Consider the following 25,025-nt stretch of genomic DNA (forward strand, 5'->3'; position numbering starts at 1 on the left):
GGCTCCTTCCGTAAGCGTCGTCTGCGAGGCGACTTCTCTCACGCATCTGGCGCGGAGGCTGGAGGCACCCATGACTACCACCACGTCACACACCCCGGAGTCCGAGGGGACGGCCGACGGCCCCGCCCGCTCCGCCCGGCTCATTCAGAACGAGGCGACCACCGAGATCCCCGTCCACCTGCTGTTCCGTGACGACCCCGACCCGTCGCCGGTGCCGCTGAGGCCCGCGGTGGTGAGCCGCCGGCAGGGCACCGGGGAGCAGCCCCGCCTGCGCCGCCCGGCCGCGGAGCGGCCGTGCCCCGTACCGGAGGCGGACCCGGACCTGGCGGAGCGGCCCGCCCGGGTGCTGCCGGGTGCGGTGGGGGTGCTCGCGGGGATGTGCGGGGCGGCCGGGTGCCTGGCCACGTCCTGGTGGGCGGGGGTGCTGCCGCCGCTCGCCGTGGAGGCCCTGCGGCTGCCGGAGTACGCGGGCGCCGGGCTGGGTCCGCTGCAGTGGACGGCGTACGCCGCGGCCGGGGCGCTCGGGCTGTTCGGCCTGGGCGGGCTGGCCCGGGGGCGCACCGGGCGGGCCTGGGTGCTGGACCTGTTCGGCCGCTACCGGGGGACCGTACGGCGCACCGGCCTGCTGTGGGTCAACCCGCTGCTGCTGCGCCGCCGGGTGGACGTCCGGCTGCGGCACTGGCGCAGCGAGCCGATGGCCGCGGCCGACGCGAGCGGAGTCCCGCTGCGGGTGGTGGTGCTGGTGGTGTGGCGGGTCCGGGACACCGCCCGGGCCACGCTCGGGGTGGAGGACCACGAGGCGTATCTGCGCGAGTGTGTCGAGGCGGCCCTGCTGCGGGTGCCGGTGGAGATGCCGGGCGGGGCGAGGGGGGCGGCGGACGCGGCGGGCGAGGCGCTGACCCGGCTGGTGGCGGCGGACTCGGCACCGGTGGGCCTGGAGGTGTTCTCGGTGCAGCCGGCCCGGGTCGAGTACGCCCCCGAGATCGCCCCCGCCATGCACCGCCGCCGCATCGCCGCCCTGGACGCCCAGCACCGGGCGAGCGTGCTCGGCTCGGTCGTCGACTCGGTGGAGGACACGGTGACCCGGCTGACCACGCGGGGCCTGGTCGAACTCGACGACTACGAACGCAAGGCCCTGGTGAAGGACCTGACGGTGGCGTTCTGCGCGGGGCGCGGGGAGCAGGGGCCGTGACGGGTCCCCGGCTGGGCGAACAACCCGTGTGATTGGTATGGACATGCTCACGCGGCGGCCCTAACCTGACCCTTGGTCTAGACCTACTCTGCACGGCTCGCTGAACTTCCCCCACGTTCTCCAGGAGCGGCAGCATGCGTAAGAAGACCAGGTGGTACGCCGCCGCGCTCGGTCTCGCCACGGCCGGGGCATTCGTCCTGTCCGCCGGAGGCGCGAGCGGCCACGGGTACACCGACCTCCCCGTCAGCAGGCAGAAGCTGTGCCAGAACGGCACGGTGAGCAACTGCGGTGACATCCAGTGGGAGCCGCAGAGCGTCGAGGGCCCCAAGGGCTTCCCCGCCTCCGGGCCGGCCGACGGCCGGATCTGCTCCGGCAACAACACGCGGTTCGCCCAGCTCGACAGCCCGCGCACGCCCTCCGGCGGCGCCTGGCCGACCACGAAGGTGACCGGCGGGCAGACCTACACCTTCCGGTGGCAGTTCACGGCCATGCACGCCACCACCGACTTCACGTACTACATCACCAAGCCGGGCTGGAACCAGAACCACAACCTGACCCGCTCCGACCTCAACCTCACCCCGTTCCTGACGGTGCCGTACCACGGCCAGCGCCCGCCGGCCACGCTCTCCCACAGCGGCAGGCTGCCGTCCGGGCTGAGCGGCCACCACGTCATCCTCGCGGTGTGGACGATCGCGGACACGGGCAACGCGTTCTACGCCTGCTCCGACGTCACCTTCTGATCGGGCCGGGACCCCGCGTTTCTCTGAGGTTCCCTTGAGTCACCGGGCCGGCCGGCGCGGGTAGGTTCCTCCCACGCCGGCCGGTCAGGCCGGCGGACCGACCTCGGGGGATGCGCGATGGACGTCTTCTTCTACCTCGTACCCGACGTGATCATGGCGGGGGCGCTCTTCATGGCGTACCGCGTGGTGCGCCGCTGGCTGCGGATCCGCAGCGCCTGGAACAGCGGACTGACGGCCGAGGCGCGCTGCCTGCGGACCTACACCACCACCCACGGCGGAGCCAACGACACCTCGGTGCGCACCACCCTGCACCACGTCTACGAGTTCCTCGCCCGGGACGGCCGGGTGGTCCGGTTCGAGGAGGACGGCGGCCCGGGCACGATCCTCGAGGGCGACTACGTGACCGTGTACTACACCGCAGGCCGCGAGGTCGTGGCCACGGCCCATGCCCCGAGCCGCGCCAAGCACGCGGCGGCCGCCGTCGGCATCCTGGCGTTCCTCGGCGTGATCGTGGCGTTCTGCGTCGGCTTCATCGTGACGTACGCCACGGTCTTCTCCCCGGTCGTGAACGCCGTCGGCTTCTGAGCACCGGATCCCGGCCGGACACGCCGGCCGCACACGACTGAGGGGCCCCTGCTCCCACGAGAGGCCCCTCATCTGTGCGCCGCCAGGGACTCGAACCCCGGACCCGCTGATTAAGAGTCAGCTGCTCTAACCAACTGAGCTAGCGGCGCATGACTCCCGCCGACCGCTCGGATCACTCCCTCGCGGTGGCGACGAAGAAAATAGTACCTGGTCCCGGAGGGTGCTCCCGACCAGCTCCTAGATCGCCAGGGACAGCAGCACCGGAGCCGCGTTCCGGTTCAGGGTGTCGGCGGCCTGGCGCAGCCGGTGCGCGTGCTCGAGCGGCAGGGACAGGGCCAGGCAGCCCACCGTCGAGCCGGCCGTGATCGGGACGGCCGCGCAGACCGTGCCGACCGCGTACTCCTGGAGGTCCAGCACGGGCACGGTGGGCGGCTGCGCCGCCAGGCGGGAGAGCAGCAGCTTGTCGCTGGTGATGGTGCGCGAGGTGAGCCGGGCCGGCTTGTGCCGGGCGAGATGGTCACGGCGGCCGTTGTGGTCGAGCTGGGTGAGCAGGCTCTTGCCGACCGCGGTGGCGTGGGCGGAGTAGCGGAAGTCGACCCACTCGTTGACCTTGGGGGTCGCCGGGCTGTCGGCGTACTGGGTGACCTTGACCTCGCCGTCGACGTACCGGCTGAGGTAGACGGCCGCGCCCACGGAGTCGCGCAGCCGGTCGAGGGTGTGCTGGAGCTGCTCGCGCAGCGCCTCCTCCCGGTGCCGGGCCGAGGTGAGGCGGGCGAAGGCGTCTCCGGTGACGTACGCCCCGTCGGCGGCCTGGGCGACGTAGCCCTCGCGGCGCAGCATGCGCAGGAGCGTGGTCAGTCGCTCCGGGGCGAGGCCGGTGTCGCGGGCGAGTGCGGTGTCGGTGACTCCGGTGGTGTGCCGTGCCACGGTCTCCAGGACGCGCAGCGCTTCCTGGGCGGAGTGGTACGGCGCGGTCGGCTCGTGCTTCAGCGCCACGGTTTCCCCCTGCGCCTGCTGTTGGGGCCGTCATCCGGTCGGTGAACCGCTTCCACGATAACCGGCAAGGAGTCTGCGGGGAGCGGGTGTTGACAAAGTCTCAGAACCCTCCCAACTGGGCCACTGGCACTCTGGCATATGCCACAGTCATCACCCACTCCCCGGACCGGGCACATCGGCCCGTTCACAGCCGGTGGTCACAGGACCGCGCTGAGGAATTCCCGGGTGCGGTCCCGCTCCGGCTCGCTGAAGATCTTCTCCGGCGGGCCCGACTCGATGATCCGCCCCGAGTCGAACATCAGCACCTGGTCGGAGATGTCCCGGGCGAAGTTCATCTCGTGGGTCACGCACAGCATGGTGATGTCGGTGCTGCGCGCGATGTCCCTGAGCACGTCCAGCACGCCCGCGACCAGCTCCGGGTCGAGCGCGGAGGTCACCTCGTCCAGCAGCAGCACCTGCGGCCGCATGGCCAGCGCCCGGGCGATCGCCACGCGCTGCTGCTGACCGCCGGACAGCTGCCCGGGGTGCTTGTCGAGGTGCTCGCTGAGCCCGACCATCTCCAGCAGCTCCCGGGCCCGCTCCTCGGCGGCGTCCTTGGACATGCCGAGGACGGTGACGGGCGCCTCGGTGATGTTGCGCAGCACCGTCATGTTGGGGAACAGGTTGAACTGCTGGAACACCATCCCGATCTTCTTGCGGACCTCGCGGACCTGCTTCTCGGGTGCCGGGAACAGCCGCTGACCGTCGACGGTGATGGTGCCCTCGTCGGGCTTGGTCAGCGTCATCAGCAGCCTGAGGATCGTGGTCTTGCCCGACCCGGAGGGCCCGATCAGGGTGACGTGCTTGCCGGCGTCGACGGAGAAGTCGAGGTGGTCGAGGACCGTCACGTCCCCGAACCGCTTGGTGACCTGCTCCAGCCGGATCAGCTCGGTGCCCCGCTCGCGCGGCTCGGTCGCGGGGTGGGTGTGGGTGTGGGTGTCAGTGGACAAGGCGTCGCTCCAGGGCTCGCAGGGCAAGGGAGGCCAGGTAGGAGATGACGATGAAGGCCACGCCGATCACGGTCACTGGCTCGGTGAAGCGGAAGGTCTCCTGGGAGAACAGCCGGGCCTCGCCGAGCATCTCCAGCACCGTGATCGCCATCAGCATCGGCGTGTCCTTGAGCATCGCGATGACGTAGTTGCCGAGCGCCGGCACCACGCGGCGCACCGCCTGCGGCAGGACGACCGCCGTCCAGGTCCGCCGCAGCGGCAGGTTCAGCGCCGTCGCCGCCTCCCACTGGCCGGCCGGTACGGCGTCGATGCCGGCGCGGTAGACCTGCATCGTGTACGTCGAGTAGTGCAGCCCGATCGCGAGGATGCCGGTGGTCAGCGCCGAGGCGGTCACGCCCCACTCGGGCAGCACGTAGAAGAGGAAGAACAGCTGCACCAGCAGCGGAGTGTTGCGGATGAACTCCGTGACCGCCCCGACCGGCCAGCACACCCACCGGGAGGGCACCCGGCTCAGCAGGGCCCACACCAGTCCCAGCACGAAGGAGATCAGCGAGCCGAGGACCAGCGCCTGGAGGGTGACCAGCAGGCCGTCCCAGAAGTGCGGCATGAAGTCGGCGACCGCGGTCCAGTCCCAGTTCACGACACACCACTTCCCTCAGGCACCCGGACGGGGGCCGCCTTCTTCCGCGGGGCCTTGCCGACGCCCGCCTTCAGCTTCTTCTCCAGCCCGCGCATCCCCCGCGTCAGCAGGAACGCGATCACGAAGTAGATCAGCAGGACGTACGTGTAGATCTCCGCGCTCTCCTGCAGCGCCAGGCGCACCAGGTTGCCGCTGAAGGCCAGGTCGCCCATGCCCATGACCGACACCAGGGCGGTGCCCTTGAGCAGTTCGACCAGCAGGTTGGAGAAGGGCGGGATCATCTCCGGCACCGCCTGCGGCAGCAGGATCAGCCGCAGGCGCTGCCAGGGCGTGAAGCTGAGCGCGATCCCGCCCTCCTTCTGCGCCGGGTCGACCGCGCTCAGCGCGCCCCGCACGATCTCCGCGCCGTACGCGCCGTACGTCAGCCCGAGCGCCAGCGTGCCCGCCCACAGGGGCACCAGCTGCCAGCCGAAGGCGAGCGGCAGCACGAAGAACACCCAGAAGATCATCACCAGCGCGGACGTGCCGCGGAACACCTCGGTGTAGAAGCCCGCGAGGAAGCGGACGATCCACCGCCGGTGGGTGCGCGCGATGCCGACGACGAAGGAGACCGCCGTGGCCAGCAGGGCGCTGAGGACGAGCAGCTGAACCGTCACCCAGACGCCGTCGAGTACCAGTTCCCACAGTCCCGAGGTCATCCGCCGCACAGCTCCTTCGCGGTCAGATCCGTCATCTCGGCCTCGGTGAAACCGAACGGCCGCAGGATGCGCAACAGCTCCCCGCTCTTCTTGAGCTTGCGCAGCTCGGCGTTGAAGGCGTCGCGCAGCCTGGTCTCGGTGCGCCGGAACGCGAACGCGCCGCCGTCGACGTGGGGTCGGCCGCCGACGACCGGCTTGAAGGGCCGGGTCACCTCCGCCTTGACGGACTTCTTCACCACCTCGCGGGTGGTCAGCGCCGTACCGGCGAACACGTCGACACGCCCCGCCTCCACGGCGTTCAGCCCGGCCACCTGGTCCGGGACGATCAGCATGTCGCTCTCCTTGTACCCGGCCTCGACCGCGTACTGGATCTCGGCGTAGCCGGTGCCGGTGGCGAGCTTCGCCTTCTTCGCGACGACGTCCTCGTACGTGTGCAACCCCTTCGGGTTCCCCTTGCGCACGATGAACGCGTCCATCATCTGGTAGTCGGGGTCGGCGAAGATGACCTGCTCGCAGCGCTCGGGCGTGACGTACATCCCGGCGGCGACCACGTCGAACTGCTGGGAGTTGAGCCCGGGGATGAGCGAGCCGAACTCGGTCGGCACCGGCTGCACCCGGCCGACACCGAGCCGCTTGAAGATGACCTTCGCCAACTCCGGTGCCTCACCGGTCAGTTCACCGTTCTTGTCGATGTAGCCGAACGGGATCTCCCCGGCGATGCCGAGCCGTACGACGCCGGCGGCCCGCAGCCGTTCGAGCAGATCACCGCCGTTCGTGCCCGACGCGGCGGCCACGCGAGAGCAGCCGGCGGCCCCGAGCGCGCCGAGCGCCGCGACCCCCGCGAGCAGCGACCGGCGTGTGGTTCCGGACGGGTTCTGGCTGTTTCTGAGTGGTGGAGCCATGGCCGCGCGGCTACCCGACGGCATGCGATGTATGCGGAAGGGGCACGTGGGGACCCGTGACAGATGGCTTCATCGAAGTTTCACGTGCCCGGCGCGAGGGCGCCGCACGGTGAAACCGCCTCCCTTTTCAGCCATCTTGGAGTCCTCGGACAGCGTCAGTGGCCGGGTACGTAGCCGCGCTGCTTGTCGACCACGTTCACCAGTTCCCTGCCCGACTCCCAGCGCTCGTACAACTCCACGAACTGGGCCGCGAGTTCGTCCCGCCAGCCGGCGGTGTCCCCGCTCATGTGCGGGGAGACGATCAGACCCGGCACGTCCCACAACGGGCTGCCGGGCGGCAGGGGTTCGGTGTCGAACACGTCCAGGGCGGCCCCCGCGATCCAGCGCTTGGCCAGCGCTTCCGCCAGGGCGTCGGTCACGACCAGCGGCCCGCGCCCCACATTGATGAACCGGGCCGAGGGCTGCATCACCCCGAAGCGGCGCGCGTCGAACATGCCGTACGTCTGCTCCGTGAGCGGCGCGGCGGCGATCACCCAGTCGGCGCGGGAGAGCAGCCGGTCCAGATCGTCCGGGCCGTGGATGCCGGTGCGGGGCGTGCGGCCGACGACGGCGGTGGTCAGGCCGAGCGCCTTCAGCGTGCGGGCGACGGCCCGCCCGATCGGCCCGGAGCCGACCACGACCGCCCGGCTCCCGGCGACCTTCACCGACTCGCGGTGCCGCCAGGTCCGCTCCCGCTGGAGCTGCAGCGTCCGGGGCAGGTCCTTGGCCATGGCCAGCACGAGGGCGGCGACGTACTCGGCGATGGGCTGGTCGAAGACGCCGCGCGCGTTGGTGACCACCGTGTCGGAAGCGGCCAGCTCCGGACACATCAGGTGGTCCACGCCCGCGCTGGCCGTGTGCACCCAGCGCGGCCGCGGCCCGTCGCCCGGCCAGGCCTCCCGTACCGCGGTCGAGGCGAAGTCCCACACCAGCAGCACGTCGGCGTGCGGCAGCCGCTCGGCGAGAGTGGCGGCGTCCGCGTGCTCGATCGTCGCGCGGCCGGTGAGGCGGCCGAGACGGGGCAGGGGGTCGGCGTCCAGGACGAGCAGGATGGGCAGGGGCATGGGCACCGTTTCTCCGGACGGCTCCGGGGCCGGGAGCGCGCGTGTGACATGCGGGTTTCCGACCACGCTCGCACCCGAACCCACCTGCGTCAACGGGGCACGGACACGGCCGGTCGCCGCTTCCTTCCGCTGCGTGAGCCCTCCTGGCGGGCGAGCGCCGGGGGCGCAGCGCGGTGATCCCGGCCGACCCAGGTGACCATGTGGGCGGCGTCGCGCCGGCTGGGTACCCGGGTCCCGTACGCCGGGACCGCCGGACACCGGTCCCGTACCGCCGGACGAAGAGCAGCAGGAAGGCTGGACATGACCGCACTCGGACTCCTCTACCCGGGCCACTCGGCGGAGGACGACTATCCGCGCATCGAGCAACTGCTGGGCAGCGACATCCGGATCGACCTGGTGCACACCGACATCGGCGAGGACGCGCACCGGGTGGACGCCCTGCGCGAGATGGGCACGCCCGAGCGGCTGGCATCCGGCGTCCAGGAACTGCGGCACGCCGGCGCCGAGGCCGTGGTGTGGGCCTGCACCAGCGGCAGCTTCGTGCACGGCTGGGAGGGCGCGCAGGACCAGGTGCGCGCCCTGGCGCAGACGGCCGGCATGCCCGCCTCCTCCACGTCCTTCGCGTTCGTGCACGCGGTACGGGAGCTGGGCGTGGGCCGGGTCGCGGTCGGGGCCACCTACCCGCAGGACGTGGCGACCCTGTTCGCCGACTTCCTCCGGGCCGCGGGCCTCGACGTGGTCACGGTGAAGAGCGCGGGGATCGCCGCGGCGGCCGAGGCCGCCACGTGGGGCGAGCCCGAGGTGCTGGCGCTGGCCCGCGCGGCCGACCACCCCGACGCGGAGGCGCTCCTGCTCCCCGACACGGCCCTGCATACCGCCGCGTACCTCACGACCCTGGAGAAGGAACTCGGCAAGCCCGTCCTCACCGCCAACCAGGTCACGGTCTGGGAGGCCCTGCGCCTGACGGGCCGCCGGGTGAACGCACCGGAACTGGGGGCGCTGTTCACGAAGGAGCCGCTCGTGCAGGTGTGAGTTCTTCCCAGGAGATCTTCACGCCCCTCGGACCGCCTGCGCCGGGACGGCGGCCCGCTCGCCCGAGCCGCGGACGATCAGCCGGGTGGGGATGGTGAGGGTGCGGGCACGGGTGCGGTCCCCGTCGAGGCGGGCCAGGGCGGTGGCCGCGGCCGCCCTGCCGATCTCCTCGGGGTCCTGGGCGACCACCGTGAGGGCCGGCTCGAGTGCCTCGGCGAGCGGTACGTCGTCGAAGGCGACGAAGGCGACGTCCTTGCGTCTGCTGCGGGAGAGTTGGGCGACTATGCCCAGCGCCACCATGTTGTTCCCGGCGAACAGGGCGGTCGGCGGTTCCGGCAGGCCGAGCAGGTGGGAGGTGGCGGCCGCGGCCCCGAGCTGGTCGTGGGCGTTGGTGACCAGCGCGCGGTCGTAGGGGATGCCGGCGTCCTCCAGGGCCGCGCGGTACCCGGCGAGGCGCTCGCGGCGCGTGTACAGCTTGGTGGGCAGGTCACCGATGAAGCCGATGCGCCGGTGGCCGTGCGCGATCAGATGCGCCACGCCCTGCTGAGCGCCGTCCCGGTTGGAGCTGACGACGCTGTCCGTGGCCAGGCCCACTCCCGGACGGTCGAGGAAGACGACGGGCAGGCCGGCGGCGCGGTGCGGCTTGAGGTGGGAGTGGTCGGCGCCGACGGACGGCACCACCATCAGGATGCTGACGCGCCGCGCGAGGAACTTGTCGGTCAGGGCGCGTTCGCGGTCCGGGTCGTCGGCGGAGGAGCCCATGAGCAAGGTGAGTCCGCGTTCGCGGACGGTGTCCTCGATGCTGCGGGCCACGGCTCCGAAGAAGGGGTTGCCGAGGTCGGGGATGACCAAGCCGATGGTGGTGTCGGGACCGCCGACGCGGATGTTGCGCGCCATCAGGTTCGGCTGGAAGCCGAGTTTCGCCACGGCGGCAAGGACCTGTTCCCTCGTCCGGGTCGAGACGGGTCCGTCCTCGTTCAGGACGCGGGACACCGTTTTGGCGCTGACGCCCACTTCTCGGGCGACGTCGGCCAGGGTGGGGCGGCGGTTCGCTGCCATGGAGGGTGCGGTCTCCTGTTGCTCGTCGGTTCCGGCCTCGGCCTCGGCCGGAACCGTGCGTGCCGAAGGGTGGGTCAGGTGGCCTGGACTCCCGCGGCCTTGGCGGCCTCGGAATCCGCGACGACAGTACCTCCGGTCTCGTCGACGGTCAGCGCGCCGGTCATGATGGCGACGACCTCCGCCATGGAGTAGTCGGAGGGCTTGATCAGGGCCACCCGCTTGCCCAGCCGGTGCACGTGGATGCGGTCGGCGATCTCGAAGACGTGCGGCATGTTGTGGCTGATGAGCACCACCGGCATGCCCTTGTCGCGGACGCGGCGGATGAGGTCCAGCACCTGGCCGGATTCCTTGACACCGAGGGCGGCGGTGGGTTCGTCCATCACGACGACGCTGCGGGCCCAGGCGACGGAACGGGCGACCGCGACGGCCTGGCGCTGTCCGCCGGAGAGGGTCTCCACCGCCTGCGTGAGCGAGCGCAGGCCGATCTTCAGGTCGGCCATGTGCTCGGCGGCCTCCTGGCGCATGCGCTTCTTGTCCAGCATGCGGAAGACGCTGCCGAGGACGCCGGGACGGCGCAGCTCGCGGCCGAGGAACATGTTCGAGGCGATGTCCATGGAAGCGGCGACGGCGAGGTCCTGATAGACGGTCTCGATGCCGTGGGCGCGGGCGCTTTGCGGGCCGGAGAACGTGATGGGTTCCCCGTTGAGCCGGATCTCGCCGGCATCGGGCGTCAGCGCGCCGGTGAGGGCCTTGATGAGGCTGGTCTTGCCGGCTCCGTTGTCGCCGATGACCGCGAGGACCTCGCCGGGCAGCAGGTCGAAGTCGGCGCCGTCGATGGCGGTGACGTGGCCGTACCGCTTGACCAGACCGCGGGCCTGCAGCACGGGGGTGGGGGAGGGGGTGGCGGTCATCGGGCCTTCTTCCGGGAGATCTGGTCGACGGTCACCGCGAGGATCACCAGCACGCCGGTGATCAGGGTCTGGTAGATCGAGGCGACGCCCATCAGCTGCAGGCCGTTGCGGAACACACCGACGATGAGGACGCCGATGAACGTGCCGAGCACCGATCCGCGCCCGCCGAACAGGCTGGTGCCGCCGAGGACCACGGCCGTGATGCTGTCGAGGTTGTCGGTCTGTCCCGCCTGCGGGTCGCCGACTCCGGTGCGGGAGATCAGCAGCAGGGCGGCGATGCCGTACAGCACGCCCGCGGTGGTGTAGACGCCGATGGTCAGGCGGGAGGTGCGGATGCCGTTCAGCCGCGCCGCCTCCTGGCTGTTGCCCAGCGCGTAGACGTGCCGGCCCCAGCCGGTGCTGCTGAGCGCGTAGGCGAGGAGGAGGAACAGGGCGATGGTGACCAGGGAGCCGTAGGTGATGTCGGTCCTGCCGAGCGGGAAGGTCTGCCCCAGGGCGGTGAGCGGGCCGGGCAGGTTGGTGACCGTCTGCTCCTCGGAGTAGATGTGGGTCAGCGCGAACGCCACGTTGAGCATCCCGAGCGTGACGATGAACGGCGGCAGCGGGATCTTCTGCACCAGCAGCCCGTTGAGCAGCCCGAAGCCGCCGCAGACGGCGATGCCCACGGCGATGGCCACGAGCGGGGGCAGGGTGCCCTCGGCGGCCATCTTGGCGATCATGATGCTGCCGAACGCCATCACGGCACCGCACGACAGGTCGATGCCCGCCGTGAGGATGATCAGCGTCTGGCCGATGGCGAGTGTGCCGACGACCATCACCTGTTGCACGATCAGCGAGAAGTTCCCGCCGGTGAGGAACTGGTCGGTCGACAGGGAGAAGAAGACGCAGGCCAGCAGCAGGGCGACCAGGGGGCCCGTGGTCGGTTGGGTGAGCAGTCTGCGGACCGTGGTCGGCGCTTTGAGCTCGGCGTACGGCGTGGACGTCGACGGTGGCGTGGACGTGGCAGTCATGCGAAGTCCTTGTCGGAAGACAGAGATCCTTGTCGCGCCCCACGGGGGGACAAGGGGACGAGGGGGCGGCCGTCCCGGTCGGGGAGGGCGGGCCGGCCGCCCCGCTGGGGGGTACGGCGGCGTCGGGGGGACCGGCGGGCGGCTCAGCCCCAGCAGTTCTCCAGGCCGAAGGCGGTGTCCTTGGAGTCGACGCCGGCCTGCGCCTTGTCGGTGATCAGGGTGACGCCGGTGTCGGTGTAACCGGACGCCTTCTTGCCGCCCTTGGCGTACGACACGACGGCCTTGACGCCCTCGGCCGCCATCTTCAGCGGGTACTGCTGGGACGTGGCCGCGATCTTGCCGTCCTTGACGGCCCGGGTGCCGGTGCAGCCGCCGTCGACGGAGACGATCAGGACGTCCTTCTCCTTGCCCTTCGCCTTCAGCGCGGTGTACGCGCCCAGCGCCGCGGGCTCGTTGATGGTGTAGACGAGGTTGATGCCGGGTTCCTTCTGGAGGCAGTTCTCCATGGCGGTCTGGCCCTTGGCCTGGTCGCCGCCGGTGTCCTGGGCGCACAGGACGTCCTTGTCGGTGGCGCCGAAGCCCTTCAGGAAGCCGTTGTGCCGCTGGACGCCCACGGAGACACCCGGAGCGAGGTCGAGGGTGGCTATCTTCGCCGTCTTGCCCTTCATCGCGGCCTTGGCGTACTCGCCGATCAGTTCACCGGCCTTGAGGTTGTCGGTGGCGAAGAGGGCGTCGACCGCGCTCTCCGGCTCGGTCGGGGTGTCCAGGGCGATGACCAGGACGCCCTTGGCCTTCGCCTTCTCGATGGCGGGCACGATCGCCTTGGAGTCGCTGGGGGTGATCAGGATGCCCTTCACACCGGCGGCGACCATGTTCTCGATCGCGGTGACCTGCCCGGCGTTGTCGCCGTCGAACTTGCCGGCCGCGGTCATGAGCTGGACGCCCTCGGCCTTCGCGGTCTTCTCCGCGCCCTCCTTCATCTTCACGAAGAACGGGTTGGTGTCGGTCTTGGTGATCAGGCCGACCTTGACCTCGCCCGAACCGGCGCTGGACGAACCCGATCCGGTACCGGAGCCGGATCCGCAGGCCGTCAGGGTGAGGGCCGCGATGCCCGTGACAGCGGCGGCTCTGAGGAGGGGAGAGGACAGGCGAGTGGTGCGAGACATGAACGACTCCTGTGGATAGCGGGCGGCACAGGGCTGGGTTCGGGGCATGCCACCCGGGGTGTCACCGTTGACTTATGTCATCGTTGACACTGCATGGCGAGGATGATGGACTCCGCCTCCCGGCAACGTCAATGCCTTGCGTGCGTCACAAATCGGCAACGTACGAAGCCGCCGACCCCCGCTCACGCGCGTACGACCCGTCCTGGTTTGCCCGTACTGCTCCGCGAGATGGGCAGGTCATGAGTCCGCGCCGGATCGCCGTCGGCGGAGAGTGCGCCGCCGGCTCGACGGCGGCCGCGTGCAGGCCACCGGCTCTGATCCGCCACGTGACAAGCCAGTTGGCGCAGCCCGCGACGACCGGTCAGGCCTGACGGGCGGGCAGGCGGGCCGCGCCGGGTGATCCTGCCGCAACGGTTGACGCGTGGACCTGGCTCCCCCCATCATCGGGCCACTCGATGTCATCGATGACACAAGTCATCGATGACACCTCTGGTGGGCGCGTGGACGTCGGTGCCGGCCAGGGTGACGCCTCTCGGACCGTCCGCCGCAGGCGCGGCAGCCCGGACGGCCGCAGCACAGGAGACACCATGAGCTCTGGACGTGTACCCCGGCAGGCCCGCGTGCGGATGATCGCGGCGGTGGCGACCGTCTGCGCCCTGGCCGCCGCCCCGCTCGCCCCCCAGGCTGCCGCGGCCGACGCTCCCCCGTACTCCGAGACCTACCGTCCCCAGTTCCACTTCACTCCGCAGAAGAACTGGATGAACGACCCCAACGGCCTGGTGTATTACAAGGGCGAGTACCACCTCTTCTACCAGTACAACCCCAACGGCACCTCCTGGGGAGATATGTCCTGGGGGCACGCGGTGAGCACGGACCTCGTGCACTGGAAGGAACTGCCGCTCGCCCTGACGCACGACGACGAGGAGATGGTCTTCTCCGGCAGCGCGGTCGTCGACCGGGACAACACCACCGGCTTCGGCACCAGGAAGAACCCGCCCATGGTGGCGGTCTACACCCGCTACGACAAGTCCACCGGCATCCAGTCCCAGGCGCTCGCCTACAGCACCGACCGCGGCCGCACCTGGACCAGGTACCAGGGCAATCCGGTCATCGACATCGGCTCCCGGGACTTCCGCGACCCCAAGGTCCAGTGGTACGAGCCCACGAAGAGCTGGCTGATGACCGTGTCGCTGTCCGCCGAGCACAAGGTGCGGTTCTACTCGTCGAAGAATCTCAAGGACTGGACCCTGCTCAGCGAGTTCGGACCGGCCGGTGCGACGGGCGGCGTGTGGGAGTGCCCCGATCTGTTCCCGCTCGCGGTCGACGGGAACCCGGACACCATCAAGTGGGTGCTGGTCGTCAACATCAACCCCGGTGGTATCGCGGGCGGTTCGGCCGCACAGTACTTCGTCGGCGACTTCGACGGCACCACGTTCACCGCCGAGGACAAGGGCAGCTACACCCCGCCCGCGGGCACCGTCGTACAGGACTTTGAGGGCTCCGGCTTCGGGGCCTGGACCACGACCGGCACGGCGTTCGGCGACGGGCCGGCGGCCGGGGCGCTGGCCGGGCAGGGCACGGTCGAGGGCTTCGACGGCACGGGCCTCGCCAACAGCTTCCACTCCGGTGACGGCACCACCGGCACCCTCACCTCGCCGGAGTTCACCCTCGCCAGCCCGTACCTGAACTTCAAGGTCGGCGGCGGCCGGCACCCGCATGAGCCCGGGACGGTCCTGGAGCAGGGCCCCCCGCCCGCGGGCACGGTCCTGGCCGACTTCGAGGGCGGCAGCTACGGCGACTGGACGGCGACCGGGGACGCCTTCGGCTCGGCACCGGCCACCGGCACCCTGCCGGGCCAGCAGCAGGTCTCCGGTTTCCTGGGCGGTGGCCTGGTCAACACCTTCCTCGGCGGTGACGCCACCACCGGCACCCTCACCTCGCCGGAGTTCACCCTCGACAAGAAGTACATCGACTTCCTCATCGGCGGCGGCAATCACCCGGCCGGCTCGGACAGCCCGACCGCCGTCGAACTCCTCGTCGACGGCCAGGTGGTGCGCAGCGCCACCGGACGGGACGCCGAGGCGCTCAACTGGGCTTCCTGGGACGTCAGCGACCTCGCCGGCAGGACGGCGCGGATCAGGATCGTCGACGGCAACACCGGCGGCTGGGGGCACATCAACGTCGACCACATCATGCTGTCCGACACCAAGGCGCAGCCCGTCTCCCAGGAGACCTCCGTCAACCTGCTCGTCGACGGCCAGGTCGTCCGCAGCGCCACCGGCTCCGACAGCGAGACCCTCGACTGGGCCTCCTTCGACCTGCGCCCCTACCTCGGCAAGACGGCGCGGATCCAGATCGTCGACCACAACACCGGCGGCTGGGGCCACATCCTGGCCGACCAGTTCACCGCCGCCGACGCCCCCGCCCTCTCCGCCCTGCAGCGCGCCGACTGGGCCGACTACGGCAAGGACTACTACGCGGCGGTGTCCTGGGAGGACGCCCCGGGCGGCAAGCGCTACATGATCGGCTGGATGAACAACTGGGATTACAGCGGCGCCGTCCCCACCTCCCCCTGGCGCGGGGCGCAGAGCATCCCCCGGGAGATGGCCCTGCGCACCGTCGACGGACGCGTCCGGCTGACCAGCAAGCCGGTGAACAGTGTGGCGTCCCTGCGGCAGGGCGACGCGGCGACCGCGACCGGGGTCACGGTCAAGAACACCTCGCAGCCCCTCATCGGCCCCGCGGCCGAGGGCAAGGCGCTCGACATCGAGGCCACCTTCTCCCTCGAGGACGCCGAACGCTTCGGCCTGAAGGTGCGCACCGGCGCGGGCGGCGAGGAAACGGTGATCGGCTACGACACCACGACACAGCAGCTGTACGTCGACCGCACCCGCTCCGGCGCGGTGGACTTCAACTCCACCTTCCCCGGCGTCCAGACCGCACCGCTCAAGCCCAGAAACGGCAAGGTCACGCTGCGGATCCTGGTCGACTGGTCGTCCGTCGAGGTCTTCGGCGGCAGCGGCGAAGCCGTGATCACCGACCAGATCTTCCCCGACCCCGCGAGCCAGGGCGTGCGGGTGTTCGCCGAGAACGGCTCGGTGAAGCTGGACAGGGCTTCTGTCTGGCACCTCGCCTCCGCCCACCACTGACGGCCCGCTCCACGCCACAACCACGACGGCCACGACCCAAGGACAGGACACCGTGACGAAGACCCTGCTCGCCGAGTTCACCGCCCGCCAGGGAACGGAGGAGGAGGTCGCCCGCCTGATCCGGGAGTACGCCCGGAAGGTGCGCGAGGAGGAAGGCAACCTCGCCTTCGACGTCTACACCAAGGCGGCCGATCCGCGCGCCTACTGGATCTTCGAGGTGTACCGGGACGAGAACGCCTTCCAGGCGCACCTCGACGCCCCGTACGGCAAGCCGTTCAATGCCGCGCTGGCCCCGCTGATCGAGGAGGACGCCTCCGTGCTGACGTTCCTCGACCCGGTGGAGTGCCGTGAGTTCATGCAAACTGAAGGGATTTCGGTGGGAACACAGGGTCCGTCGTCGTGCTCCACTGAGCTGAGTCCGTGAGTTCGGCTCCAACTCGCGACCATGCCGTTCCTGGTCCCTGGACGGCCCGGCCGGTGAGCGGGCTAACCAACGGGGCGGCGGTAGCGCAACTTGTTGAGGGAGGCCCCACCGGTGGTGTCCTCCACGGCTGCGCCGTCTGCGCGCCAGCCGGCCGCTTCGTAGAAGCGCCGAGCGCGTTCATTGTCTTCCAGGACCCACAAGGTGGCTTGTGTGTAGTCGGCCTGTGCGAGAGTCGTCAACGTGGCCAGCATCAAGTGCTTCCCTATTCCAGTGCCCCAGACCGCGGGCATCGCATAAAGCGTGCCGATTTCCGCGATGGCAGGGGTCTCCTGAGATGAGCCGAAACCTGCGAATCCGACGATCCCTGCCTCGGTTTCGGCTACCAGCACTCCCGATGACGGCCATCGTGTCTCCGCGATGCGTGTCTTCCACTCGGACTCTTCGCGGCTTGGGTCCATGGCGTCGAGGTAGTGCTGTGGAACAAGACCGGCAAAGGCTGCCTGCCAGGAGCGCACGTAGACACCGGCGACCGCTGATGCGTCATCAGGCCATGCCTGTCGAGTCTGCATGGCCGTCATTCTTCAAGTCCCGTCGATCCGGGCCAAGTTCTTTTCCTGATGGCGATGCCGAGTGCTCGGCTGTTTGTTGCAGCAGTGCCCGTGCGGAGTCCGCGTAGCGCATCGCGGTCTTCTCGTCGAGCCCGAACACCTCGGCGAGGTGGAGCGGGTCGGGCCCGTGTGTCAGGGCCTCTTTCACGGGATGTCGCACAGCCTGACCGGTTGGTCATGCCGAGTGGTGGCGCAGGGCGGTACTCGAAGCACCGAGTTCGCACCACACGTACTTTCCCCGGCTGCCCTCTCTGGCCAGCGGCTGCCACCCCCATACGTCGGCGCAGGCCCGTACGAGTGCCAGCCCTCGGCCTCCCTCCAGCTCCAGCGCCTGCTCGAAGGGCTGCGGCGGCTCGGGCGGCGAGGGGTCGGCGTCCCAGGCGCCGAGTCGGAGGATCCCGTTTCCCGACCAGCGCACGCGCAGTGCGGCCGGCCCCTTCGTGTGACGTACGGCGTTGGAGACCAGCTCCGTCGCGAGGAGTTCCGCCAGGTCGGTCAGGCGGATGAGGCCGTGCATGGTGAGGATCAGCCGGAGGGTGCGGCGGCAGATGGTGACGGCTCGTGGGTCGTTCGGGATGGAGAGGGAGTACTCCCAGGGTTCGGCTTCGGGCATGCGTGAGCTCCTGGATGGTGGAGGGGGAGTGGAGGGGGCCGGGCCGGTGTCATTGCCGCAGCCGTCGTGGCAGGACGGAGCGGTGCGCTTCCGGTCGCCCGGGGTTTCGCACCGTGTGCGTCGCGTCACTGGCGGTAGGTCATAAATTTCAGTCGGCGCAAGCGGATCGGTAGTGTGGCCCCCGAAAGGGTTGTCTCACCTAGGCCGTTGAGAAAGAGGTCGCCGTGCCAGCAAGACGGCACCCCACAGCACGTCAGGTACGCCTGGGCGTTGAACTGCGGAGACTGCGGGAAGCGGCAGGCCTCAAGGCGACGCAGGCTGCAAGCCTGTTGGGCGTCAACTCCGTCCAGATGAGCCAGATCGAGTCGGGCGTCTCAGGGGTGAGCGAGCAGCGGGTTCGTCAGCTCGCCTCCAACTATGCTTGCTCGGACGTTCAGTTGATCGATGCCTTGGTGGCCATGGCGACCGATCGGACGCGCGGTTGGTGGGAGCAGTATCGGGGGCAGCTGCCGGCGCCGTTCCTGGATCTGCCAGAGCTGGAGCACCACGCCAGCTATCGGTGGGACGTGGAGTTCCTGCACATCCCCGGCCTTCTGCAGACCGCGGAGTACGCCCGAGCGCTCTTCGCCTACGTCAACCCGGATCCCCCGCCGAGTGAGGTGGAGCGCTGGGTCGAGCACCGTATGAAGCGCAGGGTCATCATCGAGCGCCCGGACCCGACGCCGTATGAGACGGTGATCCACGAGGCGGCGCTGCGTATCAGGGTCGGCGACCGAACCGCGGCACAGGCTCAGCTCGCTCATGTCCTCGAACTCTCCGAGGCCGATCACATCACCGTGCGCGTCATCCCCTTCGAGCTGGACGGTTTCGGTGGGGCAGGAAGTGCCATGGTTTACGCGGGCGGCCCTGTTCCCAAGTTGGACACCGTGGTACGCGACGGCCCCAACGGTCCGGTGTTCATCGACGACGAGTCCCAACTCGACCGCTATCGAACGCTCTTCCGTAGGGTAGAGGCGGTGTCACTCGACCCCGAGCGTGCGCGTGATTTCATCCACAGGCTGGCGAAGGAGCTGTGAGGGCATGATCACCCCCGACACCTGGACGAAGTCATCGTTCTCCGGCGGCGGCCAGGGCGACGCGTGCGTGGAGGTCCTCTACTGCCACCCCCGCATAACCGTCCGCGACTCCAAGATCCCCGCCCACGGCCACCTCACCCTCCCCGCCCCCGCCTTCGCCGCGTTCATCGACGCCCTGAAGGCCGATCGGGGAGACGTTCCACAGCCGTAAGGAATAACCAGGGCCCCTCTCCAGTTGAGGCCGGAACGACAGCACCGGCTCACAGCAGGAGGCACCCCCGTGGCGGCAGGCGAGACACAGGGCGACGAGATCCGGGGAGCAGCGAGGGGCACCGCCCCGGCCCCCCTGTCCGTCCTGGACCTGGTCACCGTCGGCGTCGGCCGCACCGCCACCGACGCCCTGCGCACCAGCGTGGACCTGGCCCGTCTCGCGGAGGCGCGCGGGTTCCACCGGTACTGGGTGGCCGAGCACCACTCCATGCCGGGGGTCGCCTCCTCCTCGCCCGCCGTGATCCTCGCCCACCTGGCCGCCCACACCACCCGCATCCGCCTCGGCTCCGGCGGCGTGATGCTGCCCAACCACGCCCCGCTCGTCATCGCCGAGCAGTTCGGCACGCTGGAGGCGATGGCCCCGGGCCGTATCGACCTCGGCCTCGGACGGGCCCCGGGCACGGACGGGGCCACCGCCGCCGCCCTGCGCCGGACCGACCGGCTGGACGAGGGCGCCGACGAGTTCCCGCAGCAGCTCGCCGAGCTGACCCGGTTCCTCGACGACGACTTCCCGGACGGCCACCCGTACCGCCGCATCCACGCCGTCCCCGGCCCCGTCCAGGCCACGTCCCCCGGCGGCGTCCAGTCCCCGCACCGGCCGCCCGTCTGGCTGCTCGGCTCCTCCGGGTTCAGCGCCCGGCTCGCCGGCCTGCTCGGACTGCCCTTCGCCTTCGCCCACCACTTCTCGGCGCAGAACACCCTCCCGGCCCTCGACCTCTACCGGGAGTCCTTCAAGCCGTCGGCGGTCCTGGACGAGCCGTACGCCCTCATCGGGGTCTCCGCGCTCGCCGCCGACGAGGAGAAGGAGGCCCGGCGCCAGGTGCTGGCCGCCGCACTGAGCATGCTGCGGCTGCGCACCGGCCGCCCGGGACTCATCCCCACCCCCGAGGAGGCCGAGGCGTACGACTGGAGCCCGATGGAGCGGGACTTCGTCGACTCCTGGACGGCGAACGTCATCCACGGCACTCTGGACGAGGTCCGCTCCGGCCTGGACGACCTCCACAAGCGCACCGGCGCCGACGAGCTGATGCTCACGGCCAACGCGCACAGCGGTGAGGTACGCCTGCGCTCCTACGCACTCGTCGCCGACGCCTACGGGCTACCGGTGTCCTGAACACCCGGAGAACTACGGTTTCCCGCACCCCGCCTGTGCCCCCGGCGCCCCCAGCCACCCGGAGACACGATCCGGCGGCACCGGGCGGGAGTACAGCCAGCCCTGCCCGGTGTCGCAGCCGATGCGCCGCAGCCGGGTCGCCTGCGCCGGGGTCTCCACGCACTCCGCGGTCACCGTCAGCCCCAGCCGGTGGGCCAGCTGGATCATCGCCTCGACGATGACCTCGTCGGCCGGGTTGGGACGGGCGGCCGCCTCCCGGTCGTCGTACTGGAAACCCCGGACGAAGGAGCCGTCCAGCTTCAGGACCGACACCGGCAGCCGGCTCAGGTAGGCGAGGTTTGAGTAGCCCGTGCCGAAGTCGTCGATGGCGATGCGCACGCCCATGTCGCTCAGCGCCCGCAGGGCCTGGAGCGGGCGGCCCGCCGAGCCCATCACCGCCGACTCCGTCAGCTCCAGCTGCAGCAGGTGCGGGGCCAGGCCCGTCTCCGCCAGGGTCTCGGCCACGTCGGCGACCAGGTCGGAGTCCCAGACCTGGCGGACGGCCACGTTGACGCTGACGAAGATCGGCGGTTCGCCGGGGTGGTCCAGCTGCCAGCGGCGGGCCTGGCGGCAGGCGGTGCGCAGCACCCAGCGGCCGAGCGGGACGATCGAGCCGTCCTCCTCGGCCAATGTGATGAACCGATTCGGCGTCAGGACGCCGAACTGCGGATGGTTCCAGCGGATGAGCGCCTCGACGCCGTGCACCCGGCCGTCCTCCATGCCCACCAGCGGCTGGTACTCGAGGGTGAACTCGCCGCGCTCGATGGCCGGGCGGAGCGTGGAGGCCAGGGCCTGGCGGGTCATGCGGTGCGCGTTGCGCTCGGGGTCGAACAGGGTCCAGCGGGCCTTGCCGTCCGCCTTCGCCCAGTACAGGGTGGTGTCCGCGGCCTGCATGAGGGCGGTGGGGGTGGTGCCCGCCGCGTGGCGTTCCACGACGCCGATCGACGCCGTCACCGACAGCCGCTGGCCGGAGATGTCGAACGGCTGCTGGACGGCCCGCAGCACCGACTCGGCCAGTTCGGCCAGTTGCTCGGTTCCGGTCGAGTCCTCCACCAGCAGCGCGAACTCGTCGCCGCCGAGCCGGGCCACCAGCGGGGTGCCGGTGCGGGCGTACCCGGCCTCGTCGGCGCAGCGGGTGAGGCGTTCGGCCACGGCGGCCAGCAGCCGGTCGCCGACGCGGTGGCCGAGGGTGTCGTTGACGGCCTTGAAACCGTCGAGGTCCAGGTAGCACAGGCCGATCCGGCCGGTACCGCTCCGCTCGTACGACTCCGCCTCCAGCGCGGTCGACAGCCGTTCGAAGAACAGGGTGCGGTTGGGCAGCCGGGTCACCGGGTCGTGCATCTGCAGGTGCCGTAGCCGGGCCTGCAGTTCGCGGCGGGCGCTGATGTCGGCGACCGACAGCAGGACCCCCTGCTCCTCGGCGGGCAGCGGAGCGACCGTCACCTGGACCCACAGGGCGTGCCCGTCGGGGTGTTTGAGGCGGCGGGTGCAGCGCAGCCGGGCCTGGCGGCCGCGCAGCACCTCGCGGTAGGCGTGCCAGGTACGGGCGTCGGAACCCAGGTCCACCAGGTCGGCGGCGACCGCGCCGGTCAGCTCCTGCGGGGCGGCGCCGAGCAGCGCGGCGAGGGTGTCGTTGGCGCTGACGACGAGGCCCTCTCGGTCGACGACGGCCATGGCGAGCGGGGCGGCCGTGAAGACGGAGCGGTACGACGCGCCCCGCGGGGGTTCGGTACGGGGAGACGTGCCGGTATCACGCTCTGTGACGGTCGGCCGGTTGAGGTGCGCCGCGGGCGCCGGCCCTTCGGACGTTCCGCTCACCGCTCGCTCCCGCAGTGCACTCGATTCTGTCCGTGCAGGAATTCTCAGGAAAGTGTGCCGATCATAGAGGCTGGCCCGGGGCCCTTCCAGCCGATCGGCGGTCTCCGAGACCGATCCACCGCCCTGGACGAGCGTTTCTGCCCACACCTGGACGGCTCTTTCAGGCCCCCGACCAGTTGTGACGTTCCGTGAGTGACCTCGGGGCGTCGCCCGCCCAAAAACTCGGCACTCTCACCCGACTGGTGCAGACAAACAGGACGCGGTACGACAAACACACACAGGCTGGATGCGGTGTTCCGCGAACCGCATCCGGAGGTCACTGTGCCGCGTCAGCTCCCCGGTCCGCTGAGGGCGCGGCCCCGGCTGCCGTTGAGGGCACGCTCCCCCCTGCTGCCGCGGGCCCGGCCCCGGTTGCGCAGCACCGCGGCGGTGTGCACCACGCTGTCGGCCCTCGCCGCCACCTCCCTGATGGCCGGCCCCTCGGACGCCGGGCCCCGCTCGGCGGCACCCTGCGTCCTGACCCGCACCGACGCCCACCACTCCGAGGGCCTGGACACCTGGAACGCCGCCTACCCCCGCCCTGCCCGCAGTCTGGACGCGGTGCTGGTGTTCCTGTCCTTCCCGGACGCGCAGCCGCTGACCACCCCGCAGCAGCTGACCGCCGACCACTTCCCGGTCACCGCCCGCTTCTTCGCGCGCGCCTCCTACGGCCGCTTCCAGCTGCGCCCGCACGCCCTGGGCCACTGGATCCGGATGCCGCAGCCGTCCACGGCGTACGCCATACAGCGCGACTGGAAGGCCCCGGAGCGTGCCGCCTACCTGCGCGACGCGCTCGCCGCCGCCGACGGCCAGGTCGACTTCTCGCGCTACGACGTCGTCTACTTCGTCGCCGATCCGGACGCGCCCGGTGTGGACTCCGACGCCACGAAGGTCGTCAACCTGGAGACCCCGCTGCGGGCCGACGGCACCGCCATCCGGCGTGTCGTCACGGTGTTCGAGCAGCACCCCCCGGACCGGCTGGTCCTGGCGCACGAGACCGGACACGTCTTCGACCTGCCGGACCTGTACCGCCGGCCCGTGGACGGCAAGGGCGACTGGGACACCCACGTCGGCGACTGGGACCTGATGGGCAGCCAGTTCGGGCTGGCCCCGGACCTGTTCGGCTGGCACAAGTGGAAGCTGGGCTGGCTGGAGCCCCGGCAGGTGACGTGCGTACGGAGCGGCTCGGCGCGGCTGACGCTGGAGCCGCTGGGGGCCGGGCCGGGGGTGCCGGTGACGGGCGCCGCCGGGGCACCGGCCTTCGGGCTCGGGCGGGGCACCAAGCTGGCCGTCGTACGCACCGGCGCCGAGAGCGCGCTCGCCTTCGAGGCGCGCGGGCCGGTGGGCAACGACACGGCGGCCTGCCGGCAGGGGGTGCTCGTGTACCGGGTGCGCAGTGGGGCCCAGTCCGGCGGCGGCCCGGTCGAGGTGATCGACGCCCACCCGCACACCGAGGCCTGCTGGGAGGACTCCGTCTACCCGCCCCTCGCGGACGCCCCGGTCGCCCTCGGCGAGAGCTTCACGGTGCCGGGGGAGGGCGTACGCGTGGAGGTGGAGGGGCGCACGGCCTCCGGGGCCTGGACGGTGAAGATCACCGTCCTCTAGATCATGGCAAGCGAAAGGCCCCTCGCTGCTGCGAGGGGCCTTTCGCCGTCTGTGCGCCGCCAGGGACTCGAACCCCGGACCCGCTGATTAAGAGTCAGCTGCTCTAACCAACTGAGCTAGCGGCGCCTGCTGACGTCGTAGACCTTAGCACCCTGGTCGGCGGGAGGAAAAATCGATATCCGCACGGCCGCCCGGGCCGCCCGTACGGCCGCCCACAGCAGCACCTCCGGGCCCGGCAACCAGGGCTGACGGGTGTCGGGGGCGACGAGCCAGCGGGAGCCGGGCCGGGCGGGGGAGGCGGTGCCGCACGGGGCCGGAACGGTCACCGCGTCGCCGGTGCCGTGGCACAGCAGCGGCGGGATCGACGTCCGCCGGCCGCCCTCCCGCTCGTCCCTGCCCCGGGCTCCCCACTCCTCCCACTCCAGCAGGGACGGCAGCCGCTGAGCCGTGCCCGGCGCCGCGAACAGCAGCATCCGGCCGCGGTACTCCGCCACCGGCCCCGAGCCGGGTCCCTCGTCCCACAGCCGGTCCAGCATCCGCCGCCCGAACACCGCGGGCGCGCTCACCACGTCGAACACGGAGCCGCACGGCAGCACGACCGGGGCCTGCGGGCGCTCCTCCCAGTAGGCGAGCGTGCTGCGCGGATACGTTCCTGCCGAGGCCAGCCAGGCGGCGCCGTCCGAAGTGACGTCCGAGACGTTCCATGTGCTGCTCATGTCGTCCAGGTCTACCGGCCGTGAGCACGCGGTTCCCGTGGGTTGCCGGAAACTGGGACAGGAAGCACCGGGACGGGGTAACCTGCCCGCCCACCTGGCATATGCCAGGCTGCCTTTCCGGATCACACGTCACACCGGGTCGACGTGCCCCGGGCCCTCGCCGCCGCGCATCAGGTCCCGGCCGAACTCGACCATCTTCTTGGCGTAGTCCTCGGTCCACTCGGCCCGCTCGGCGATGTCCGCGGTCGTCAGCCGGTCGAACCGCCGGGGATCGGCGAGCTGCGCGGCCGCCATCGCCTGGAACTCCACGGCCCGGTCCGCCGCGGCCCGGAACGCCTGGGTCAGCTCCGTCGCCCGCTCCAGCAGCGCCCGTGGGTCGTCGATCGACTCCAGGTCGAAGAAGTGCTCGGGGTCGGAGGCCGCCTCCGCGGGCTCGAAGAGCAGGGGCGCGGGGCGCAGCCGCGGTTCGTGACGACGCGGCGTCTGCTCCGCCATGTCTTCTCCTCCTCGTACGTCGCGGATGACCCGGGG

The 25,025-nt window shown here is 70.9% G+C and carries 24 protein-coding genes, 2 tRNA genes and 1 pseudogene; 10 read left to right on the top strand and 17 right to left on the bottom strand.

Features of this window, described 5'->3' with window-relative positions; genetic code table 11:
• Window positions 1-70 precede the first annotated feature (70 nt).
• The 3 genes from AB0K80_RS07900 (at window position 71) to AB0K80_RS07910 (ending at window position 2,517) form a co-directional block, all read left to right on the top strand.
• Window positions 71-1,192, top strand: a complete 1,122-nt coding sequence (locus AB0K80_RS07900; protein WP_365666978.1) for an SPFH domain-containing protein — start codon at window positions 71-73, stop codon at window positions 1,190-1,192.
• A gap of 134 nt (window positions 1,193-1,326) precedes the next feature.
• Complete coding sequence (locus tag AB0K80_RS07905) at window positions 1,327-1,932, top strand: lytic polysaccharide monooxygenase (protein ID WP_365666980.1); 606 nt, start codon at window positions 1,327-1,329, stop codon at window positions 1,930-1,932.
• Window positions 1,933-2,049: 117 nt separating this feature from the next.
• The gene (locus AB0K80_RS07910; RefSeq protein WP_365666982.1) at window positions 2,050-2,517 is read left to right on the top strand and encodes a hypothetical protein; all 468 of its coding nucleotides are present in this window, start codon (window positions 2,050-2,052) and stop codon (window positions 2,515-2,517) included.
• Window positions 2,518-2,592: 75 nt separating this feature from the next.
• On the opposite strand, the gene AB0K80_RS07915 is transcribed toward AB0K80_RS07910, so the two are convergent.
• The 7 genes from AB0K80_RS07915 to AB0K80_RS07945 all read right to left on the bottom strand — a co-directional run bounded on the left by AB0K80_RS07915 (window position 2,593) and on the right by AB0K80_RS07945 (window position 7,845).
• Window positions 2,593-2,666, bottom strand: a tRNA-Lys gene (locus AB0K80_RS07915).
• A gap of 88 nt (window positions 2,667-2,754) precedes the next feature.
• Entirely contained in the window at window positions 2,755-3,513 is a 759-nt protein-coding gene (locus tag AB0K80_RS07920; RefSeq protein WP_365666984.1) for an IclR family transcriptional regulator C-terminal domain-containing protein, read from the bottom strand.
• A gap of 197 nt (window positions 3,514-3,710) precedes the next feature.
• On the bottom strand, window positions 3,711-4,502 hold the full coding sequence (gene ehuA, locus AB0K80_RS07925; RefSeq protein WP_365666986.1) for an ectoine/hydroxyectoine ABC transporter ATP-binding protein EhuA: 792 nt from the start codon (window positions 4,500-4,502) through the stop codon (window positions 3,711-3,713).
• Complete coding sequence (gene ehuD, locus AB0K80_RS07930) at window positions 4,492-5,142, bottom strand: ectoine/hydroxyectoine ABC transporter permease subunit EhuD (protein ID WP_365666988.1); 651 nt, start codon at window positions 5,140-5,142, stop codon at window positions 4,492-4,494. Before ehuD ends, ehuA begins: the two co-directional genes overlap by 11 nt.
• Complete coding sequence (ehuC, locus tag AB0K80_RS07935; RefSeq protein WP_365666990.1) at window positions 5,139-5,840, bottom strand: ectoine/hydroxyectoine ABC transporter permease subunit EhuC; 702 nt, start codon at window positions 5,838-5,840, stop codon at window positions 5,139-5,141. Before ehuC ends, ehuD begins: the two co-directional genes overlap by 4 nt.
• The gene (ehuB, locus tag AB0K80_RS07940) at window positions 5,837-6,742 is read right to left on the bottom strand and encodes an ectoine/hydroxyectoine ABC transporter substrate-binding protein EhuB (RefSeq protein ID WP_365666992.1); all 906 of its coding nucleotides are present in this window, start codon (window positions 6,740-6,742) and stop codon (window positions 5,837-5,839) included. Before ehuB ends, ehuC begins: the two co-directional genes overlap by 4 nt.
• Window positions 6,743-6,897: 155 nt before the next feature.
• Complete coding sequence (locus AB0K80_RS07945; protein ID WP_365666994.1) at window positions 6,898-7,845, bottom strand: D-2-hydroxyacid dehydrogenase; 948 nt, start codon at window positions 7,843-7,845, stop codon at window positions 6,898-6,900.
• 300 nt (window positions 7,846-8,145) lie between these two features.
• Between AB0K80_RS07945 and AB0K80_RS07950 the strand changes: the two genes are divergently transcribed.
• Window positions 8,146-8,877, top strand: coding sequence for a decarboxylase (locus AB0K80_RS07950; RefSeq protein ID WP_365666995.1), 732 nt, complete (start codon window positions 8,146-8,148; stop codon window positions 8,875-8,877).
• 18 nt (window positions 8,878-8,895) lie between these two features.
• On the opposite strand, the gene AB0K80_RS07955 is transcribed toward AB0K80_RS07950, so the two are convergent.
• The 4 genes from AB0K80_RS07955 to AB0K80_RS07970 form a co-directional block, all read right to left on the bottom strand.
• On the bottom strand, window positions 8,896-9,936 hold the full coding sequence (locus AB0K80_RS07955; RefSeq protein WP_365666997.1) for a LacI family DNA-binding transcriptional regulator: 1,041 nt from the start codon (window positions 9,934-9,936) through the stop codon (window positions 8,896-8,898).
• Between the two features lie 74 nt (window positions 9,937-10,010).
• The gene (locus AB0K80_RS07960) at window positions 10,011-10,847 is read right to left on the bottom strand and encodes an ATP-binding cassette domain-containing protein (RefSeq protein ID WP_365666998.1); all 837 of its coding nucleotides are present in this window, start codon (window positions 10,845-10,847) and stop codon (window positions 10,011-10,013) included.
• Window positions 10,844-11,857: an ABC transporter permease gene (locus AB0K80_RS07965; RefSeq protein WP_365667000.1), complete on the bottom strand. Its 1,014-nt coding sequence runs from the start codon at window positions 11,855-11,857 to the stop codon at window positions 10,844-10,846. Before AB0K80_RS07965 ends, AB0K80_RS07960 begins: the two co-directional genes overlap by 4 nt.
• A gap of 143 nt (window positions 11,858-12,000) precedes the next feature.
• Window positions 12,001-13,023 (bottom strand): sugar ABC transporter substrate-binding protein, encoded by a 1,023-nt coding sequence (locus tag AB0K80_RS07970; protein WP_365667002.1) that lies wholly within the window; start codon window positions 13,021-13,023, stop codon window positions 12,001-12,003.
• A 587-nt stretch (window positions 13,024-13,610) separates the two neighbouring features.
• Here AB0K80_RS07970 and AB0K80_RS07975 point away from each other — a divergent pair.
• Both AB0K80_RS07975 and AB0K80_RS07980 read left to right on the top strand, forming a co-directional pair.
• Window positions 13,611-16,172, top strand: a complete 2,562-nt coding sequence (locus AB0K80_RS07975) for a GH32 C-terminal domain-containing protein (RefSeq protein WP_365667004.1) — start codon at window positions 13,611-13,613, stop codon at window positions 16,170-16,172.
• 52 nt (window positions 16,173-16,224) lie between these two features.
• A pseudogene (locus AB0K80_RS07980) lies at window positions 16,225-16,512 on the top strand (putative quinol monooxygenase); the annotation flags it as partial.
• A gap of 146 nt (window positions 16,513-16,658) precedes the next feature.
• On the opposite strand, the gene AB0K80_RS07985 reads toward AB0K80_RS07980, so the two are convergent.
• Together AB0K80_RS07985 and AB0K80_RS07990 are read right to left on the bottom strand one after the other, a co-directional pair.
• Entirely contained in the window at window positions 16,659-17,165 is a 507-nt protein-coding gene (locus AB0K80_RS07985) for a GNAT family N-acetyltransferase (protein WP_365667006.1), read from the bottom strand.
• Between the two features lie 214 nt (window positions 17,166-17,379).
• Window positions 17,380-17,817 (bottom strand): ATP-binding protein, encoded by a 438-nt coding sequence (locus AB0K80_RS07990; RefSeq protein ID WP_365667008.1) that lies wholly within the window; start codon window positions 17,815-17,817, stop codon window positions 17,380-17,382.
• Between the two features lie 224 nt (window positions 17,818-18,041).
• Here AB0K80_RS07990 and AB0K80_RS07995 point away from each other — a divergent pair, with 224 nt between their 5' ends.
• The 3 genes from AB0K80_RS07995 to AB0K80_RS08005 all read left to right on the top strand — a co-directional run bounded on the left by AB0K80_RS07995 (window position 18,042) and on the right by AB0K80_RS08005 (window position 20,277).
• On the top strand, window positions 18,042-18,893 hold the full coding sequence (locus AB0K80_RS07995) for a helix-turn-helix transcriptional regulator (protein WP_365667010.1): 852 nt from the start codon (window positions 18,042-18,044) through the stop codon (window positions 18,891-18,893).
• Window positions 18,894-18,897: 4 nt separating this feature from the next.
• Window positions 18,898-19,104 carry a DUF397 domain-containing protein gene (locus AB0K80_RS08000; RefSeq protein ID WP_365667012.1) on the top strand — a complete coding sequence of 69 codons (207 nt, stop codon included), beginning with the start codon at window positions 18,898-18,900 and terminating at the stop codon, window positions 19,102-19,104.
• A gap of 69 nt (window positions 19,105-19,173) precedes the next feature.
• Window positions 19,174-20,277, top strand: a complete 1,104-nt coding sequence (locus AB0K80_RS08005; RefSeq protein WP_365667014.1) for an LLM class flavin-dependent oxidoreductase — start codon at window positions 19,174-19,176, stop codon at window positions 20,275-20,277.
• 12 nt (window positions 20,278-20,289) lie between these two features.
• Here AB0K80_RS08005 and AB0K80_RS08010 read toward each other — a convergent pair whose 3' ends face one another.
• On the bottom strand, window positions 20,290-22,134 hold the full coding sequence (locus AB0K80_RS08010; protein WP_365667016.1) for an EAL domain-containing protein: 1,845 nt from the start codon (window positions 22,132-22,134) through the stop codon (window positions 20,290-20,292).
• Between the two features lie 390 nt (window positions 22,135-22,524).
• Here AB0K80_RS08010 and AB0K80_RS08015 point away from each other — a divergent pair, with 390 nt between their 5' ends.
• Window positions 22,525-23,778 (top strand): M6 family metalloprotease domain-containing protein, encoded by a 1,254-nt coding sequence (locus AB0K80_RS08015; RefSeq protein WP_365667302.1) that lies wholly within the window; start codon window positions 22,525-22,527, stop codon window positions 23,776-23,778.
• 52 nt (window positions 23,779-23,830) lie between these two features.
• Here AB0K80_RS08015 and AB0K80_RS08020 read toward each other — a convergent pair.
• From AB0K80_RS08020 to AB0K80_RS08030, 3 genes are all read right to left on the bottom strand, one after another.
• Window positions 23,831-23,904 (bottom strand) — tRNA-Lys (locus tag AB0K80_RS08020).
• Window positions 23,895-24,494 (bottom strand): bifunctional DNA primase/polymerase, encoded by a 600-nt coding sequence (locus tag AB0K80_RS08025; protein ID WP_365667018.1) that lies wholly within the window; start codon window positions 24,492-24,494, stop codon window positions 23,895-23,897. The genes AB0K80_RS08020 and AB0K80_RS08025 overlap by 10 nt, the downstream gene beginning before the upstream one ends.
• Before the next feature lie 129 nt (window positions 24,495-24,623).
• The gene (locus AB0K80_RS08030) at window positions 24,624-24,989 is read right to left on the bottom strand and encodes a hypothetical protein (protein WP_365667020.1); all 366 of its coding nucleotides are present in this window, start codon (window positions 24,987-24,989) and stop codon (window positions 24,624-24,626) included.
• Window positions 24,990-25,025 lie beyond the last annotated feature (36 nt).

It is taken from the genome of Streptomyces sp. NPDC052682 (assembly GCF_040678435.1).
Taxonomy (GTDB): Bacteria; Actinomycetota; Actinomycetes; order Streptomycetales; family Streptomycetaceae; genus Streptomyces.

Bases quoted from the DNA above. Each gene is read 5' to 3' on its own strand.
- ehuC (WP_365666990.1), bottom strand. From the start codon at position 5,840: ATGACCTCGGGACTGTGGGAACTGGTACTCGACGGCGTCTGGGTGACG.
- AB0K80_RS07950 (WP_365666995.1), top strand. From the start codon at position 8,146: ATGACCGCACTCGGACTCCTCTACCCGGGCCACTCGGCGGAGGACGAC.
- AB0K80_RS08030 (WP_365667020.1), bottom strand. From the start codon at position 24,989: ATGGCGGAGCAGACGCCGCGTCGTCACGAACCGCGGCTGCGCCCCGCG.
- AB0K80_RS07970 (WP_365667002.1), bottom strand. From the start codon at position 13,023: ATGTCTCGCACCACTCGCCTGTCCTCTCCCCTCCTCAGAGCCGCCGCT.
- AB0K80_RS07985 (WP_365667006.1), bottom strand. From the start codon at position 17,165: ATGCAGACTCGACAGGCATGGCCTGATGACGCATCAGCGGTCGCCGGT.
- AB0K80_RS07960 (WP_365666998.1), bottom strand. From the start codon at position 10,847: ATGACCGCCACCCCCTCCCCCACCCCCGTGCTGCAGGCCCGCGGTCTG.
- AB0K80_RS07955 (WP_365666997.1), bottom strand. From the start codon at position 9,936: ATGGCAGCGAACCGCCGCCCCACCCTGGCCGACGTCGCCCGAGAAGTG.
- AB0K80_RS07965 (WP_365667000.1), bottom strand. From the start codon at position 11,857: ATGACTGCCACGTCCACGCCACCGTCGACGTCCACGCCGTACGCCGAG.
- ehuB (WP_365666992.1), bottom strand. From the start codon at position 6,742: ATGGCTCCACCACTCAGAAACAGCCAGAACCCGTCCGGAACCACACGC.
- AB0K80_RS07990 (WP_365667008.1), bottom strand. From the start codon at position 17,817: ATGCCCGAAGCCGAACCCTGGGAGTACTCCCTCTCCATCCCGAACGAC.
- AB0K80_RS07900 (WP_365666978.1), top strand. From the start codon at position 71: ATGACTACCACCACGTCACACACCCCGGAGTCCGAGGGGACGGCCGAC.
- AB0K80_RS08025 (WP_365667018.1), bottom strand. From the start codon at position 24,494: ATGAGCAGCACATGGAACGTCTCGGACGTCACTTCGGACGGCGCCGCC.
- AB0K80_RS07910 (WP_365666982.1), top strand. From the start codon at position 2,050: ATGGACGTCTTCTTCTACCTCGTACCCGACGTGATCATGGCGGGGGCG.
- AB0K80_RS07975 (WP_365667004.1), top strand. From the start codon at position 13,611: ATGAGCTCTGGACGTGTACCCCGGCAGGCCCGCGTGCGGATGATCGCG.
- AB0K80_RS07945 (WP_365666994.1), bottom strand. From the start codon at position 7,845: ATGCCCCTGCCCATCCTGCTCGTCCTGGACGCCGACCCCCTGCCCCGT.
- AB0K80_RS08000 (WP_365667012.1), top strand. From the start codon at position 18,898: ATGATCACCCCCGACACCTGGACGAAGTCATCGTTCTCCGGCGGCGGC.
- AB0K80_RS07905 (WP_365666980.1), top strand. From the start codon at position 1,327: ATGCGTAAGAAGACCAGGTGGTACGCCGCCGCGCTCGGTCTCGCCACG.